Consider the following 20,696-nt stretch of genomic DNA (forward strand, 5'->3'; position numbering starts at 1 on the left):
CCTTTCAATTTTGGCCTTTTGATCTTGACTTCTTTATCTTGTTTTGCAATTGATCAGACAGCGATTGGAAATGCTCAAGTGACAGTTGATTGTAAGTAAAGTCGGTTGGGCTCTGCTCTGTCTCTTGCTTTGCGCAGCAATGTTCAATAATGGAAAGCAGATGCTTATGGAACAAAGCTACAAAGCGCTCAGCTGTCTCCGACTCATATTGTAGAACGCTATAGCTGAAAGTCATGTGTAGTGTACCGTCTACAACCCATCCGTTAATGTCCCATAGGTGCGAACGATCCAAGTTAGGACTAATCTCTTGACCTGTTGGCATGACTGAGTTACTGAATTGGCTGTTCTCAGCTGTTTCACCGTCCATTTGGCCCAAATAATTAAAGATGATTTCCGGTTGAAGGCGCCAATTTCTTGTCAGCTCCGACGGCCTTTCATGCTCTGGCAAATGGTCTGTAATATATTTCAGAATGCTGTAACCGACCCCTTTATTAGGAACCCGGCGCAATTCATCCTTCGTTGATTTGAGCACGTAAGGAAGATCTTTTGCATTGGTTATATCCAGTTTCACAGGATAAATGGATGTGAACCAGCCAACCGTTCTAGATACGTCGATTTCTTTAAGAATATCCTCACGACCATGTCCCTCAAGGCTGACCCATACCTCCTGATGACCCGTCCATTCATGAACAGCCAGACCTAGCGAAGCAAGGAGTAGATCATTCACATCTGTCGAATAGGCGCGATACGATTGCTTTAGAAGCATCTCCGTCTGTTCAGCAGTGAGTGTGATCGTTGCCTCACGGCTATCCTTCTCATACGTTAACGTTACGTCACTATCTTGCGGCAGAGGGTTCACAACTGTTTCTGCAGGGCTGTTCCAATAATTGATCTCACCTCGCAACTTAGTGCTCTTCGCGTATTCTTTTAGCCGCAGTGCCCACTCTCGATATGAATCCGTCTTCGCAGGCAGCTCCATCGTTTCCAACGGAATACCTTGAACCGCTTGTACATACAGATCTGCGAGATCCTCGAGCAAGATACGCCAAGATACGCCGTCCACAACGAGATGATGAATAGCGATGAGCAAATGATCGCCAGCCATCGTTTTAAATAATGCCACTCTCATGAGCGGACCAGACGCAAGATTCATCGCTCCCTGTATATGGTTCGCTTCAAGCTTTATATCTTCCTCAAGCTTCTCCTGCGGTCGATCAACCCAATTGTACGTAGCAAAGTGGAAATGTACGATATCTGCACGATTCATTGCTGTAGTAGATTCCACCCCATGATTGCGAGCTAGCATCTGGCCATCCGACTGCTCTATATAGGTCATACGCAGCGCATCATGATGCATAATCAGCTTGTCCAACGACTTCCTGAGTGCTGCTTCGTCCAATCGAGCATTGCTGAACATCATGACCGATTGATTGTAATGATGCCTATCCATGCTTGTCCGTTCGAAAAACCTGCGTTGGATCGGGGTCAGTTCCATATCACCACGTACAGGGCCCTGATCGATCACACGACCAACGGTCTTAATATATTTACTTAACAGCTTGATCTGTGGGAATTGGAATAAATCTTTCAATTCCATCTTATATCCACGTCCATTTAAACGTGCTCCAATTTGGAGTGCTTTGATGGAATCTCCGCCCAGCTCGAAGAAATTCTGCTCTGTACCTACCTGTCTGATGCCAAGTACATCTTGCCATAAATCTGCAAGCAGCTCCTCCATTTCCGTCTCAGGCGCAGTAATAGTCTCATTCGTACCTACGTCTCCAACTGGTACCGGAAGCTCGCGGCGGTTGACTTTTCCATTTGAACTGAGTGGCATTCGCTCTATTATCATGAAGCGAGCAGGAACCATATAGTCTGGAAGTTTCACAATTAGATGAGTCCGCATGTCAGCTATGGACGGAGCCGAATCAGCATTCACTGTTACGTATGCGCATAAATACCTCTGTCCATGTGAATCCTTCTGATCAATAACGACAGTTTCCTTTATATCAGGATGGCTTCTTAGTGCCGCCTCAACTTCCCCAAGTTCTATGCGATAACCTCGAATTTTCACTTGGTGATCCATTCGTCCAAGATATTCTATTTTCCCATCTGACATCCATCGTACGAGGTCACCAGTACGGTACATCCGCTCATCGGGACGGAACGGAATAGGCACAAACTTCTCTTGCGTCAATTCAGGACGGTTCAAATAACCGCGGGATAACTGCACACCAACAACACATAATTCACCGGGAACACCAATTGGCTGCTGCATACCACCCGCACCGATCACATACAGTTCTGTATTGCCAACAGGGTTACCGATTGGCATTCTCTCGAGCTGCTCGCAAGCTGGGATATTATAATAAGTGACATCAATCGTTGCTTCAGTCGGTCCATACAGATTGGTCATCCTCGTAAGACCACCGCGAGATAACAATGTATTAAACCGCTCCGCTAGCTTGATGTTCATCGCCTCTCCGCTGACAAATAATTGCTTCAAGCTTGCAAGCTTATCTAATACCGTACTCTGCCTCGCTTCCACATAATCAAGGAATGCGCTCAACATAGATGGTACAAAGTGCATCGATGTTACACCGTGCCGCACGACAGCCTCCACCATCTGATCGGGTTCTTTCTCTCCACCAGGCTCTAGGTAAACGACCTTCGCTCCCTGTATTGCCCACCAGAACTGCTCCCTAACAGACACATCGAACGTATACGGAGACTTCTGCAAAATAACGTCAGACTCTCCGATCGGGAAATTCAACTGCATCCAGTGCAAAAAGTTGGCTAACGAACGATGCTCGATCATAACGCCTTTCGGATTGCCAGTTGTGCCTGATGTGTAGAGAACATAGACTAAATTTTCTGGTCGTGCTGCAAGCGGTAGATTGCAGCCTTCTCCCTGATACAACTGTTCATCGTCAACATTCATAATCGTTAGGTTAGACTTTGTCTCTGTATCACTCGTGATAGCACTTTCCAGCTTCGACTTGAATCGTTGCTGTGTCAGAACAACTTTCGCACTACAATCTTTCAACAAGAACTGAATTCGTTCCTCTGGTGTAGCGGGATCAATCGGAAGATACGCTCCGCCCGCTTTCAGAATTGCAAATAATGTGACAGCCATCTTCTCCGAACGATCAAGCACAATTGGCACAATCTGATCCGGTCCCACGCCGAGCTGCTGTAATCGACGTGCTGCTTGGTTCGCTTGGAAGTTCAGCTCTCTGAAGGTCAACTGTGTGTCACCGTAGATTACAGCAATCCGCTCAGGCGTCTGTTCCACTTGCGACTCGAACTGCTCCACAATTGTTGCCTCTGGATATACAGCGGCTGTGTTATTGAATACCTCAGAGATTTGCTTACTCTCCTGATCAGTAATTATCGCGATATCAGCCAATTTGATTTGCTGCTGTTCCACGACTGCCTCTAATATACGGATCCAATGGCGAGCCAGCCTTTGTACCGTGGCCTGCTCGTACAGCTTCGAACAATATTCAAAGCTAACGAGAAGCTTATCGCCAATCTCTTCAACATTTAGCGAAAGATCAAATTTGGAGATACCCTCGGCAAATTCGAACGGAGTGAAGGTAACTCCCTCCATCTCAATCTGGTTCATACCGGTATTTTGCAGCACAAACATCGTATCAAACAACGGATTGCGGCTTGCATCACGACGAAGATGAAGAAGTTCAAGCAGTTCCTCAAACGGATAATCCTGATTTTCAAAGGCCAGTAATGAACGATCTTTGACCTCGGCAAGGAAATCAGCGAACGTCTTGTCACCCTCTGGGTAATTGCGCAGAGCAAGCGTATTAACGAACATTCCAATCAACTGCTGAAGGTCCGCATGTGGTCTTCCCGCAACAGGTGTTCCGACGATAATATCTTCTTGTCCTGAGTATTTTTGCAATAGTACATTGTAGGACGCAAGCAGCACCATGAATAGCGTCGTCTCAGTTTCTTTACACAGCTTGTACAGTTTCCGCAAGAGATCCGGTTGCACTTCGAAGCTAATTTGTCCCCCCTCGAAGCTCTGCACATTCGGCCGTGAGAAGTCAGTAGGCATGTTAAGGATCGGAACTTCATCACGGAATTGGTCCAACCAGAACTTTTCCTGTCGCTGCATTTGCTCTTGTCGCAGGAACTGGTTATGCCACACCGCATAATCCTTGTATTGAATACGCAATTCAGGCAATATCTCGCCTGCATACAATCGGCTTAGTTCATCCACGAACACTTCAACTGACATTCCATCCGTGATGATATGGTGCATGTCGATAAGTAGGATGTGTTTTTGTGGTGAAAGTTTTACTATCTCTGACCTCAGAAGCGGAGCCGAGTTCAAATCAAACGACCTAACAAATGGATGAATGACCTGCTCATACAACAACTCTTCATTCTCCGTGCTCGCTAACAGATGCGCATCCATAACTGCAGCAGCAACTTCCGCTTCCTCCAGCTGACGTGAAATAAGGTTGAACTCTACTTTGCGATGCACACGCTGCACTGGCTCTCCTTCGTGCATTTCGAAAGAGGTACGGAATGATTCGTGTCGGGCAACCATCTTTTGAAGTGCCCGCTCAAGCTTACGCTTATTAATCGGACCCTCCATAACTAAAGCAGCACACATGTTATAGGCCGTGCTTGTTGTATCCAACTGATGAATGACGTACAACCGCTTTTGAGCTGAAGACACAGGATATACTTGCTTTTCCGGAACGGGCTCAATCGTTGCATATACGCCCTTCTCAGCCTGCTGGATAAGCTCCGCCAGCTGACGAATCGTTGGCTGGGCAAATACTTCGCGCAGCGTCAACGATGTCTGAAATTGCTTCGCGATATGATTCAGCAGCAGCATCGCTTTTAAGGAATGACCACCCAGTTCAAAGAAATGATCGTCGATGCCAACTTGAGATACACCCAGGACCTCCTGCCACAATTTCGCAAGAACCGCTTCCGTCACATTACTTGGCGCGACATAGAGAGACGACGCCCCTAACTCTTCACCAGGCTCAGGCAGCGCTTTTCGATCAATTTTTCCATTTGGTGTAAGTGGGATTTCATCCAGTTGCACATACTGTGCAGGCACCATAAAGTCAGGCAGCTGCTTAGCAAGCTCTTTGCGGATGATAGCTGTTTGCAACGGCTCTTCTCCGGCAGCAACGATATATGCACACAAATATTTTTGGCCACGGCCATCCGTTAGAGCAGTCACCACTACTTCATCAACTTCAATTAACTGAAGGATTTGTGACTCAATTTCACCAAGTTCGATCCGATACCCACGTATTTTCACCTGGTGGTCCATCCGGCCAATAAAATCTACATTTCCGTCCACATCCCAACGTGCAAGATCTCCGGTTCGATACAAGTGCTCACCCGGAATGAATGGGTTCATAATAAATTTCTCTTCATTTAATTCAGGGCGATTTAAATACCCTCTTGAGACACCAGGTCCGCCAATGCACAATTCCCCTGCAATGCCAACAGGCACTGGGTTTAACATCGAATCGACGATATAGAATCTACCATTCAGAGTCGCCTTACCGATAGGCACGTTTCCAGATTGCGGAAGCTTGTCTAGCGATTCATCGTATACACTTGTGTCGATAGCAGCTTCAGTGACGCCATAACTATTGATAATGCGCATAGTTGAACCGAACTGCTGTTGTAAAATGCGATAATCACGCACACTGCAAGCATCGGAGCTTGTTATAAGCAGCTTCATTGAAGGCAGCTCAAGCCCACTTGCAGCAATATGGTTCATAAACGGTATAATGAGCGCCGGGGTGGATTCAAATAGAGTTATCTCGTACTCCAAAATCCAGTCATACAGGCGAGCAGGGTCAACGCGGTCATCTTTAGGACAAATCACCATCGTGCCGCCATTAAATAATGCTCGTGCTATATCGCCGATAGATACATCGAAGGAAAAACTGGCTAACTGGAGCAATCGTACCGGAAATTCATTCAAGCGATATTCCCTCCGGTAGCCATATGCCGTATTAACTAGACTTCGATGCTCAATCATAACTCCTTTCGGGCGTCCTGTTGTACCAGATGTATAAATGACATATGCCAAATCATGACCTTCATTTCGCATTGGTAGAGCAGAATCGTCGCAATCATAGACATTTTCATCGTCGATGAAAATAATTGAAGTAGAAGTCTCACTCGTCTGCGTCATAAAAGCAAAGTGATCAGCAAGCCATGACTGAGAAAGCAATACCTTTGCACCACTGTCTTGGAGCATAAATTCAATTCGATCCTCAGGATAATCCGGATCAATCGGCACGTAAGCTCCACCAGTTTTCCAAACGGCAAGGATAGCGACTACCATCTCTGCTGAACGTTCAGCCAATATACCAACAAGCGATTCTCGTCCAATACCAGCAGCCATTAGTGTTCTCGCCAATCGATTCGCAGCACTATCAAGTTCACGATAAGTGAGCTTGGTTTCTTTATATACAACAGCTATATGTTCAGGCGTTTTCGCTGCCTGTGCTTCAATGAACGGATGAAACGGAACGTTGATGGTCTCCGTTTCTTGGTACATGTCGAACTCTTCAAGCAATTGGACTTGTTCTTCCTTCGTTAGCAAATTCAACTCTGCCAATAACTTGTCTGGATTCGCAGCTACCTGCATAAGGACCGTTTGCAGATGACCTTCTATTCGCTCAATGCTCTGTTCAGAATAGACGTTCCGATTGTATGAGAGTGTGATTCGGAGACATGTTCCTATCTCGACGTTTACATTGAAATCATAATTGGTCTGTTCTGATACACTAGCATCCGTAATCGTAAAGCCTAAATCAGAACTCACCGAGTCACCTATTTCCTGAAGCGGGTAGTTCTCAAAGACAACAATATGATCAAACAACCGCTGTTTTAATGAAGATTCGGCTTGAATATCCGCTAACGGACAATAATCATATTGCTGAGACTGTAGCGATTCTTGCTGCACATTTTTCATCAGTTCCGCGAAAGTACTCGATCTGGACAGCTTTACACGCAAAGGTACCGTATTAATAAACAAGCCAACCATATTTTCTACACTAGAAATTTCTGTCGGACGGCCAGACACAACATTTCCAAATACGACATCGTCAACTTGATTGTATCGACTCAATATCAGTCCCCATGCAGTCAAGAACAAATTACTCAAGGTGACCATATAACGATCCGCCGCTGCCTTCAATTGAGCAGTCTCTCGCTCACCCAATGCAAAGCTCCGTTCTTCATAACGGTAGCCTGCCTCTGGCAAACTTCGTCCAAAAGGTACACTCGACTGCTGAGCATATCCGTCAAGATAGGAACGCCAATAACTCATTCCCTCATCGATTGGCTGCTTCTCCAGCCATTGTAAGTATTTGCTGTACGGTATTGCCTCTCGGATCTCAATAGGTTGACCGTTATTTAGAGCACGGTAATGACTTAACCACTCGTCCATAACAATGCCAACACACCAACCATCCATTAAAATATGGTGATAGCTCCATACGATGTGATACGTGTCTTTCCCTGTACGCAGTACTGCCAACCTCATCAAATTATCGCTTAACAGGTCAAAACCCTTCTCATGATCTTCCGCTTCATAGCGTTCGATATATGCGGTGCGCTCCGTGGTGTCCAGACTACTTATATCCTCGTAATAATAAGGAATGTTACGTTGTTTGAAGACGACTTGAATCGTGTCATTGTTGAATTCTGTCACGAAACTCGTCCGCAAAACTTCGTGTCTCGCCACCAGATAGTCAAAGCTGCGAACAAATGTATCTGGATAGAATCCTCCCGTCACATCCAGCTTCAACTGTTCGATGTAGAATCCGGATTGGGGATTCATTAGGTAGTGGAAGAACATCCCTTTCTGCATAGGAGCTAATGCATAGGCGTTCTCCAGTTCACCAAGATGTGCTGTTTGTGCTTCCAATTGCTCCAGATCTTCTAGGGACAATCCATGCAATGAAATGTCACTTGGCGTAAGCTTTGGTTGTTCTTTGCTTGAGCAATGCAAGAGAACATCCTGCAAGCTATTGTTTAATTTAGCGGAAAGTCGTTCAATGGATTCGCGATGATACTGCCGTGAGTTGTACGCGATCGTGAACGTCAAGCATCCGCCTGTAATCATGCCATTCATATCCAAAGAAAACTCAACTAACGCGTTATCACTGACCGTTCGTCCCGCAGCGAAGCGAGACTCAGCTAAACCACTTCCTTCATAATCCTGATCAAATTGACCTAAGTAGTTAAAGCTGATCTCCGGTTCAGGTGCAAAGTCTAACTGTTCGGCTCGACTTGCTGCATATCGCCAAATACCATAACCGATTCCTTTATTAGGAATGGCACGCAAGTTTTCTTTCACCTCTATGATGTATCGACCAAGTTCCATGTCGCTTCCCGCTTCAAGCACTACGGGATACATACTTGTAAACCAGCCAATGGTACGTGTGATATCCAAATCTGGAATGATGTCTTCCCGACCGTGTCCTTCAAGATTGATTCGGATACGATCTACAGAGGACCATGAAGTTACCGCACGGCCCAGAGCAGCCAATAGCAAATCGTTGACTTCCGTTTTGTAGGCACGATGTGCATGTGTTAGTAACTGATCTGTCTCCTTTTTCGACCAAGTAACAGTCATAAGCTCGGTATCACGTTCTAGCAAATGCTCGCATTCCATATCCTTAGGCAGTGGATGAATTTCCTTTGATTCAATGGCTTGCCAGTATGCAACTTCCTCACTTGTCATACCACAGTCAGCATAGGCAGCAAGCTGCTCCGCCCACAACTGGAACGAATCAGATTTGTGCGGTAAACGGATCGGATTGAGACTCAATGCTTGATCATAGGCTGTTGCTACATCCTCGAAAATAATGCGCCAAGATACGCCATCAACGACAATATGGTGAATAGCGATTAGCAGATGGTCCCCATCCTCGCAATGGAACAGGGCAAGCTTCATGAGTGGTCCGTTGCCCAAATCAATTGATCCTTGTATGCTCGTTGCTGTAGTTTCAATAGCATGTGCCAGTTCTACGCCACTACCAAGTGCCTCATAATCAAATTGTTCAAAGGTATACAGCTCACCCTCGTCCACACTGCGATTCCACATCACATATCCATCTTCTGTCTCTCGAAGCACCATTCTTAGAGCGTCATGATGCACTACGATATGTGACATCGCTGCTTTTAGAGCATCGACATCGAATCGTTCTGTTCGGTGAAGCAGTACAGCCTGGTTATAATGATGCTTGTCTATTGGTTCATCCGTTGCAAATCGTGCGATGATCGGTGTCAGCTGCACTACACCTGTTACTTCACTTTGATCCGCCAGTTTCACAGTTTCACGCAGATGCGGGCATAATGCAGATATGGTTGGATATTGAAATAAGTCTCTCATCTCTAGCTTGTAACCAGCTTGCAGCAGTCTAGAAATGACTTGCAACGACTTTATCGAATCGCCACCAAGCTCAAAGAAATTATCGTTGATGCCTATCGAATTTCCACCCAGAACAGACAACCACACGTCAGCCACTGATTGTTCTTTTTTATTACGTGGTGCCATGTACTCCACTTTTGACATAAGTGGCCCGGTTGGTGCAGGCAGCGCGTTGCGATCGATTTTACCATTCGGCGTTAACAGCATCCGCTCCAAGCCTATAAAATGCGCTGGCACCATATAAGAAGGAAGTTGATTTTCTAACGCTTTACGCAGCTGAATCAGTATCGAATCATCGTTACTGTTTCCGTCTACAAGCACAACATAAGCACAAAGATAGGTACCGCTGAATTCGTCTGTGCGAGCAATTACAACTACTTCATTCACTTCATCCAGCTGAAGAATTTGTGACTCGATTTCACCAAGTTCAATCCGATATCCACGTATTTTCACCTGATGGTCCATGCGGCCAATAAAATCTACATTTCCGTCCATATCCCAACGTGCGAGATCACCAGTACGGTACAAGCGCTCACCCGGAATGAATGGGCTCATAATAAATTTCTCTACATTCAATTCAGGACGATTTAAATACCCTCTTGAGACACCAGGTCCGCCAATGCACAATTCTCCGGCAATACCGACAGGCACTGGGTTTAACATCGAATCGACGATATAAAATCTACCATTCAGAGTCGCCTTACCGATAGGCACGTTGCCAGACTGCGGAAGCTTTTCTAGCGATTCATCATATACACTTGTGTCGATAGCAGCTTCCGTGACGCCGTAACTGTTAATAATGCGTATAGACGAACCGAATTGCTGTTGTAAAATGCGATAATCACGCACACTGCATGCATCAGAACTTGTTATGAGCAACTTCAAGGAAGGTAACTCAAGCCGCTGTGCAGCAATATGATTCATAAAAGGTATAATGAGCGCTGGAGTAGATTCAAATAGAGTTATTTCGTAATCCTGAATCCAGCCAGATAGACGAACAGGGTCGATTCGATCATCCTTAGGACAAATAATCATCGTACCGCCATTAAATAACGCTCGCGCAATATCACCGATAGATACATCGAAGGAGAAACTGGCTAGCTGTAGCAACCGTACCGGAAATTCATTCAATCTATACTCTCTCCGGTAGCCGTATGCCGTATTAACTAGGCTTCGATGCTCAATCATGACTCCTTTCGGGCGTCCTGTTGTACCAGACGTATAAATGACATATGCCAAATCATGTCCTTCATTTCGCATTGGTAAGGCAGAATCGTCGCCATCATAGACACTTTCGTCGTCGATGAAAATAATTGAAGTAGAAGTCTCACTTGTCTGCGTCATAAAAGCAAAGCGATCAGCAAGCCATGATTGGGAAAGCAATGCCTTTGCACCACTGTCTTGGAGCATAAATTCAATACGATCTTCAGGATAGTCCGGATCAATCGGCACGTAGGCTCCGCCAGCTTTCCAAACTGCAAGGATAGCGACTATCATCTCTGCTGAACGTTCAGCCAATATTCCAACGAGCGATTCACGCCCTATTCCAGCATCCATTAGCGTTCTTGCCAATCGATTCGCAGCACTATCGAGTTCATGATAAGTGAGCTTGGTTTCCTTATATATGACAGCAATATGTTCAGGATTGTTCGCTGCCTGTGCTTCAATGAACGGATGAAACGGAATGTTAATCGACTCCGTTTCTTGGTAAATGTCAAACCCTTCAAGCAATTGGACCTTCTCATCCTTGGTTAGTAGATTCAGCTCTGCCAATGACTTCTCCGGACTCGAAGCAATATCAGCAAGCAGTTCCTGAAAATGTCGGGAAATCCGTTCTATCGTTGAACGCTCCCATAATTTCACGGCATATTCCAATCGAAAAACGAGTTTAGCGCCTAATTCCATCGCTTCCAACGAAAGATCAAACATCGCGATAGATTTTTGAGTTTCCTCAATGGTGCATACCAACTCTCCTGCTTGAAGTGTATCGGGATCGTTCACATAGCTGAACATCGTGTCAAAGAGTGGATTTCGACTCAAGTCACGCTGTAGATTCAATTTTTCAACTAGCATTTCAAACGGATAATGCTGATGCTCAAATGCCGACAGAGCCGTTTGCTTCATCTGTTCCAGCAATTCGGAAAAACTCATAGAAGAATACATAGGGCAGCGGAGTGCCAATGTATTAATAAACACGCCAATCATATTTTCCACATCAGGATGGTTGCGTCCAGCGACCGGTGTTCCAACTACAAGTTCCTCTTGACCGTTATACTTATGCAGCAATGTACAATAGGCAGCTAGAAGCACTAGATACATCGTTGTGCCGCTTTCCTTTGCCAACTGCGTCAACCGCTCTTTAAGCACGGGTTCAATAGAGAAGAACATCCAGTCCCCTTCAAAACTTTGAACCGCAGGTCGAGGTTTGTCATATGGCAGTTCAATGACAGGCGCCCCATCTTTAAACTGCTCCAGCCAGTATGTTTCCTGCGAAGCATAATCTTCTGTCAGCATCCAGCCCTGATGCCAGAGCGCATAGTCTTTATATTGAACATGGTGCTCAGGAAGCTCGCGGCCGTCATACAGTGCTGCAAACTCATCGAGCAGGGTCTGAACAGACACACCGTCCGCAATAATATGATGGATATCAAGCAGCAGTTCATGCCTTTGCTCACTCAACGGAATCAATCCAACGCGGATAAGTGGTGCCTGCCGTAAGTCAAACGGTTGAATAAATGGTTTAACTGTATCTTCTAATTGGGCTTCGTCAGCCATCAAATCCTCTATCGAGAACTTGACGTCTTTTTCAATACGCTGCATTAATCCTTCTTCTGTTTCTACGAATGATGTACGCAGCGCTTCATGCCGCTCTATTAATGTGCAGAATACTTCATTGAGTTTTTGCTTATTTAAAGGTCCCTCCAGCTTAAGCATCCCGGATAAGTTATAGGTGACTTTATTGCCCTCAAACTGCTGCAAAATGTACATTCGTTTCTGTGAAGAGGTAACAGGATACAGTTCCCGTTTTTCTACTGGAACAATTTCCGAATAAGAGACTGTGTCTGACACAGATTGAGCACGAATATAATCTGCAATTCCCCGAACACTCGGCGAATCAAATAGAAGTTTAAGTGGAACGACTACGCCAAGTTCCTTAGTTAGGCGGGACAACATAACCATTCCTTGAAGCGACTGCCCTCCAAGGGTAAAGAAATCGTCCAACACCCCAACATGCTCGGTTTTTAATACCTCTTTCCATACGCGTGACAATTGTACTTCTAGATCGTCGGCAGGAATGCCATTCACGGTTTCCGTTACAGTCCATTCACGCACATCTGGCAGTGCAGAATAGTCAATATCCCCAGTAACCGTCCGTGGCAGCTGCTTCATCGCGATAATATGCTTAGGAAGGGAATAGCTTGGCAAATGTTCCGCCCAGTGCCTCTTTAATGCCGCTAAATCTGTCAACTCAGTTGTAGATTCCACATAAGCTGCTAGATTAACTTCCTTATCGTCCCTGCAAGCAATAACCGCACAATCGGATAGTTGAGATAATGATGTCAACGTCCGTTCTAGTTGAACAAGACTCACTTCACCCTGTTGATTGGAGACGACTCTATCTTCCCGTCCCCATATGTGCATACTGCCATCCGGCATACATACGGCCAGTTCACCCGTTTCACGCCAATGTCCAAATGCCTGTTCGCGAACATAAACTCGACCAAGTGTACCTAAAGGTGCTGGCTGGGCATACACATCCAGAATATTTAATTCCGTTTCCACTGGAGCATGCATCTGCCAAATGCTTGACAATGTCTCACTATGCTCCTTGTGCAGCACTGGCAAATTTCCGATTGTGACCTGTTCAGGAAACACATTCGTAAGCGTGTCGAGCATATAAATATAACTTTCCATCCACCAGTCCAATAAACTTGGATCTATCATTTCTGAACGGAAGTCTACGTCAAGCTGCAACCCATCTTTTACTTCCATCACATTCATAAATAGATCGTAGTTCACATAACTTACTGGGCTGGAAAGCAATTCTGTCTCTAATTGAAAAAATTGCAATCCCTTCAACGGTCTGTCCATGTTGAACAAAATATTGAACGCGGGAAAATGAGTCAGCCGTTCGCTGACGAACGAGAATGGATAAGTCTGATAACGGTCCATTGTATCCATTGCTACTTTTACACCATTGAAAAAAGATTCAACGGTCTCGCTTCCCTCTAATTCCGCTATAACAGGCAGCAAGTTGACACAGTTCCCCATCACAGAATAGCTGTTCATATGTGCTTGTCCTGCTGTAGGAATACCGATGACAAACTTATTCCGAGCAGTCAAGCGATGAAGAAACAATTGAAATGATCCTAGCATCGTTACGAACAAACTATTCTTGAATCGAATACTCAACTTCTTCAGCTTCGTAGTCAGCGCAGCATCAATCTTATGCGTGATGCGCTCTCCCCGATTGGATGGTTTCATTAACATGCCGACTTTGGGGAATTGCAATGCCATTATCGGCTCATTCAACCTGCTGCTCCAATATTGAACAGCTTCTTCCATAAGAGCCGTTTCGTTCTGAACTGCTTGCCACTCCAGGAAGTTGCTGAATTGTGCCGTTTCAGGAGGAGACCATATCTCGCCTCTGCACAGCATCGAATACGCTTGTTCCAACTCAGTGACAAACACCCCGACTGACCAGCCATCCAATGTGACATGATGCATCGTAATGGCCGCGATCGTGTCGTCCGCTGCAAATTGCAGCAAATGAATGCGGAAGAGCGGATCTCTAGTTGTAAGATCGAAAGCGCGTCCTGCCTCATCATGCAACCACTGCTGAACAAGTGCTTCTCTATCACTCCCGGTCCATGTTGAACAATTCTCGACAGGGATGTTCACCTGAACAAATGGAAGAATAATTTGAGTTTCTCCTGTTTCGTCAAACACCGTTCTTAGTGCTTCATGTCGGTTGGTCAGCTGCTCTACTGCTGTTTGCAGCTTGTCTAACCGCAGATGCCCCTTCAGCTGCAGCACCGCAATTTGATTGAAGGCCGCATTAGACTGCTCAGAAGATTGCGAAGCTAGCCACATTTGCTTCTGTTCGCTGCCAACACGAATCCGCTTCTCGTTGTGCACCGCAGATTGTGGCACTTCTACAGTTACAGGCGCGCTCGCTGAAGTGGAAGCAGATAGATCACCTTCCTGATGCAAGCTTGAATCCTTCATCCGTTTCGGACCAGACGGATGTGGTGTAGGAGGTAATATTCCACCCTCTCTTAACTCACTTACCGTCTTCGTTATTGCTGCTATAATGCGAGCAATATCTGAATCTGAATGAGCTGTCGAGAGGAAACAATTGCGACCTTCCCAGATGTAAATCCCCTTTTCAAGCAGATGATAGAAGAACAATTCTAGATCGCCTTTCAGTACGAAACGGAATAGCGAACCGAAGTGAACAATCTTAATTGGCACCTGTTCCTCTTCAAAGTAATCATTAAGTGTACGGGCAAACATAGCGGTACGCTCATTCAATTCTGTTTGCAATTTCTCACCGTGTCGGTTCATTTCATGAAGCACTGCCATTGTTGCTGACATCGCTAACGGATGATGACAAAACGTACCTGCAACAAAAACACGCTTACTCTCGTTTTGAGGATAGGAATCATCACCGAAACTCCAAATTCCTCCATCAATTCCATCCATGTATTTGGATTTTCCTGCAACGATTCCTATTGGAAGCCCGCCACCAATTACTTTTCCATACGTTACAAGATCAGCTTGAATACCGAACCAGTTTTGCGCGCCTCCAGGATGAATACGGAAACCTGTAATCACTTCATCGAAAATGAAAGCGGTACCCGAAGAATCGGTGATGGAGCGGATTTCCTTCAGAAATGCAGTTGGCTGCAGATCAGGCCTTCTACTCTGTACAGGTTCAACTAAGACAGCTGCCAATTCATGAGCATGTGACCGAATATAATCAAGTGCTTCCGTTGTGCCATAGTTTAACACCACAATATCTTGCACCATATTTTTAAGCGTACCGGGCGCTAACGGCATCGTACTTTCCAGATTAGCCCCTGCACCTGCAAGCGCCAATATTCCATCATAAGTACCGTGATAAGACCCTGCGAAAATGACAACCTTAGAGCGGGACGTCGCGGCACGTGCCAATCGCAGCGCTACCATGATCGCTTCCGTACCCGAATTGTAGAACGCTACTCGCTCTACACCTGTCATGTCGGAAATTGCTTGGGCCACGTTACCTGCCAAATTCGACATCGGGCCGACACACATGCCATTTTCAAGCTCGTGCTGCAGCGCATCATGGATAAATGAAGGCATATGACCAAACAAGTTAACTCCGAAACCCATCGTAAGGTCGATATATTCATTTCCGTCAATGTCCCATATTTTAGAGCCTTCTGCCTTTTGCGAAATAATTTGGTATACCAATTCTTTCAGAATCAATCGAAACCCCGCAACATTGCGGTTATTTGCATATACATCTCGGTATCGTTGTGTGTAATCCTTCGTCCTTTGTGTCTTTTTACTAAGACGCTCGATCAATTGCTTCACATGCTGCTCTTGCTTATCGTTCAACTGCTCTTTCTCCTGAACGTTCATTCGACGATACGGTTGAAAAGGCTTTATTTCCTCTTCTTGTCGATGAGCAGGAGTCTCCATTGCAACTGCAGCTTGTCTTAATCCTAGCAATTCCTGTTCGATTACCGTCTCTTGTTCAAAAGTAACTGTCGGAGCTTCTACTTGTGGGTTATATCTCAACAGCTCTAGTTGCTGCGACATGAGCTGCAACTGCTGCTCTAGAATACGTTCTACAGCATCGCCCTTTGTAGACGAGATTGACTGAATATGCGTTGGGTGGCTGGTGCGAGCTAATTTATGTTGTTCCGTATGGCGAGCTTCACTCGGGCTTTGTTCGCGAATCTTGTTAATCGGAATAGATGGTGAGCCTTTCCATTCATCAATCGGTTGACTTGCTTCTTTTCGAGGGATATGAGCTATGATGTAATCACTTAAACTTTCAAGATTCGTCAAAGATTCAAAGAAGACACGCACTGGTATATCCAATTTAAAAGTATCTTTGATGCTATTGCTGACCTGAGACAGAACGATAGAATCAAGTCCCATTTCTAAAAAATGGGTATATAAGTCAATTTCACTAGGATCAAGTTGCGAAATGTTATGAATCATATTCTTCAGGGTGTGCAATACTTGAGCTTGCTGTTCCGCAGAGACGTGTGTAGTCGATTGATTAGCCTTCATTACATTCTCGGGCTCCCTCGTTCTATTCTCCGTGACTTCTCCCGTTGCTCTTGTATTAGTTGAAGCGGTATCAATCCAACAGCGGTTTCGTTCGAATGGATAAGTGGGCAGAGGAACGCGACGACAGCCCGCATGCTGATACAATGATGCCCAATCTACTTTAGCTCCCTGCACATAAAGTGCTCCAAGCTTACGTAAATGTTCTTGTCGATGCGATGCATATTCATCCCTGTAACTCAATTCCCTATATTCTTTTACAATTCGACTTGCCTGTTCGCTAAGCTCGTAAATTTGCTGCTCCGTCTTGTCAGCTAGATTCATATTCCCAGACTTGGACACGATGCGATGCATCCCTGTGAATACTTCTTCACCTGTTTCTCCATTGACGGTCAGTCTTACTAACTTCTCACGCAGCTCGTCCAGATCCTCAGCTATAATCGCTACCCGATATGGCCAATGCATACGGCCGATTGCAGCCGTATAGCACATATCGCTAACATTCTCTTCCAGATGACCATTCACATATCTTTGATAGCTGCCGATCAATTCAGTCAACGCGTGCTCTGTCTTAGCTGAAAGTACGAACAGATTAGGAGCCTTTGATTTATTGTCCGAAACAACTTCATTTCGAATATATTCTTCCACAACGACATGGCAATTCGTCCCACTAAAACCAAATGAACTTATGCCGCACCGACGTGGCTGTCCCTCTGGAACTTGCCATGGCGACAATTTACTGTTCACATAGACCGGTGACTGTTCGAACGCAATGTTTCGGTTAGGATTTTCAAAATGTATAGTAGGAGGTAGTAGGTTACGTTGCAGCGCCAGCACTGACTTAAGAAGACTTGCAATACCAGATGACTCATATAAATGTCCGATGTTCGTCTTAACCGATCCAATGGCGACGAACTGCTTCTTAGTAATACCTTTACGTTGAAACGCCTTCTGAATCCCCTCAATCTCGATCGGGTCACCGAGCTGCGTACCCGTCCCATGCGCTTCAATGTAACTTATCGTAGAAGGATCAATGTTTGCATCTTTCCACGCCTGCAATATAACATCCGTCTGCGCTGATGCATTTGGAGCTGATATACCTACTGTATTTCCATCTTGATTAATAGCACTGCCTTTTATGACTGCATAAATATAGTCCCCATCCTGCTCCGCTTTGTGTCGTGATTTTAATAAGACCGCACCGACGCCTTCCCCCCATCCCGTTCCGGTAGAGCTATCGTCGAATGCGCGAGCTCTGTCATCTGATGACTCCATGCCAATGCCTGCTTTTATGGGTAACAATATCGTCTTGACACCACCAGAAATCGCCATATCACATTCCCCATTAGCAATAGCTTTACATGCCATATGGATGGCAACTAGGGAAGATGAGCATGCCGTATCGACTGTTACTGCTGGTCCTTTAAGATCCAACAAGTAGGAAATTCGACTTGGAATAATAGAGGCGAGATTTCCGATTGCAAAGTTCGGAAGTTGGCCTGGGCTTATTTCTGAAAGGAGACGTTCGTACTCATAGCTCGTTTTGGCGAAACCAGTATACACGCCAACTCTGCTTCCCTTCAGCTGTTCACCGCCATAACCTGCATCCTCTAGCGTACTCCATGCTGCTTGTAGGAACAGTCGCTGATTGGGATCCATTAAGCTGGCTTCCTTCGGCGTAATCTTGAAGAAAGCGTGATCAAATTTATCAATTTCGTCTAGGTATCCGCCTTCTGCCCAGTTCAGTTCTCGTCCTTCTGTATTGATGTTTGATATATAAAAATCTGCATCTTGCTTCCGCGCTTCATTTAAAGGCCGAATGCAATCCACTCCATCAACAAGACGGTTCCAGAATTCATCCAAATTATCTGCAGTAGGAAACTTACCTGACATACCGATAATAGCAATATCATGATCACGAGCCGAATCTAAGTCGCTGCTATCGGAATTCCCTAGTTCTTCTGTCTTCTCTCCATGTGCAATAAATTCAGCTAGCTTGGAAAGATTCGGGTATGAAAACAGTTCAGCAACTGTAATCGGAACACCGAATTCACGTTCTAAATGTTCCGTCATCTGTACCATCTGAATAGAGTTGGCACCGATATCAAAATAGCTATCATCTGCACCTATAGAGTCAATTTGAAGCACTTCTTTGACGATGTTCAGCAGCTTATGCTCCACCACTTTTAGCGTGGGAGTATTTCGCTTTTCGTTCTGTTTCTGGAGCGATGGATGCATGGACAGAATAATTTCTGCATATATACCAGCCTCATAATCTTGAGCAAGCTTATATCGCTGTACTTTGCCACTCGTCGTTTTGGGAATTCGGCGAATCGGGACAATCTCTTTAACCGACCAGCCCCCTGCAAAGTTGAGATGATATCTTAGCCGCTTGGCGATTGGAAGAAAGGACTCCAATGGTTTCGTATGCATGACAAATACAACGATCTGCTCGCCGTTGTTCTCCTTATCAGCAACACCGCATACGGCCACCTTACCTAACTCTATGCCTTCAACTTGCTCGGCGATCCGTTCAATATCATGTGGATATACATTTTGACCGTTTAGAAAAATGATGTCCTTCTGGCGCCCGGTAATCACCAACTGACCATTTCTCATAAAGCCCAAATCACCGGTATTTACCCAACCGTCAGGCGTTAACATTCTAGACGTAGCTGAAGGGTTATTATAATAGCCAGCAGTTACATTCAAACCGCTTATTTGGATATGACCAATGGAGTTATCAGGAAGCAATTGATTGTTATCATCACAAATTCGCAGATAACAATCGTTGATAGGTTCTCCTGTCGTAACAAATGTAACTGTCTCTTGAATCGGCACTTCCTTTTCTATCACCTGATCTCCTACATTTAAATGACTCCGTAGAAGATGAAGCCTGGTGTAAGTTGTCCCCGGTCTAGAGATAGATACCGCTACTGATGCCTCTGCCAGTCCATAGGAAGGCATCATCGCATTGCGTTTTAAACCGTGTTTCTCCATCTGATCCAAAAATAAGTCGCACAGATCGGGAGATATCGGTTCTGCACCATTGTAAATAACACGTAAATGCTGCAAGTCCCACTCTTTAGCCTCTTCTGGCTTGTACTTAACGAGAAAGAACTTGTAGCCGAAGTTAGGCGAGCATAATTGGGTTACCTTGTGCTCCGAGGCTTTCCTCATCCACAGGGTAGGTCTGCGAATAAACAGATCCGTCGGCATTAAATATTGCTGTACGTTGGCCCACACAGATGTGAGATGAAAGAGAATCATCCCCATATCATGGGTTAGTGGCATCCAGCCCAGAATTGAATCTTCTTCTGTTAACTGTGAAGCCGCAGCGATGGCTCTAACATTTGCGATCAAGTTGGCATGTGTCAGCATTACACCTTTAGGATCACCTGTTGATCCCGAAGAGAATTGTATAAAAGCTAAGTCTTCAGGCTTCGACGGATAAACGATACCGAGTTGACCATCTGAGAGCTGTTCCATTTCCTCAGTAAGGAAAGAACGCTGTCGGATTGCATCCAAGTCGACCGCAAGCTCGGGATCAAGTTCGGTCTTTTCTAGACCAGCAAACACTTTGGCATTTGCTATCATATATGGATTGAGCAAGGTGCTAAATATCTTGAACAACTTCATCCGATGCTCTTGGTTACCCCCAACACTTACAGGGACAGGGATAATGCCACCGAGCAGTGCTCCCCAAAACACGGACAAAAATATGGGATTGTCCTCGATTTGAATAATCAGTTCGTCACCTTGCTTTATCCCCTTTGACTGAAAAAAATGCAAGCTAGCCAGCGCTCTTTGTAACAGCTGTGCATAAGATTCAACCTGTTCATTCTGATCGCCCGTAATATAGGTAATCCCTTGCTTGCCTTGCTCTGCTCGATTAATAAGCAACCTTGACAATGTGATATCACGTTCCACTGTGCCACTCTCCCCTAGACAAAATCCT

At 45.3% G+C, this 20,696-nt stretch carries 1 protein-coding gene; it reads right to left on the minus strand.

The features are described 5' to 3' along the window. Positions 1-4: 4 nt before the first annotated feature. Positions 5-20,668 carry a non-ribosomal peptide synthetase gene (locus tag NQ117_RS07045; RefSeq protein WP_258277262.1) on the minus strand — a complete coding sequence of 6,888 codons (20,664 nt, stop codon included), beginning with the start codon at positions 20,666-20,668 and terminating at the stop codon, positions 5-7. Between the last annotated feature and the right edge of the window lie 28 nt (positions 20,669-20,696).

The sequence above is a fragment of the Paenibacillus sp. SC116 genome (assembly GCF_024733555.1).
Classification (GTDB): domain Bacteria; phylum Bacillota; class Bacilli; order Paenibacillales; family Paenibacillaceae; genus Paenibacillus_B.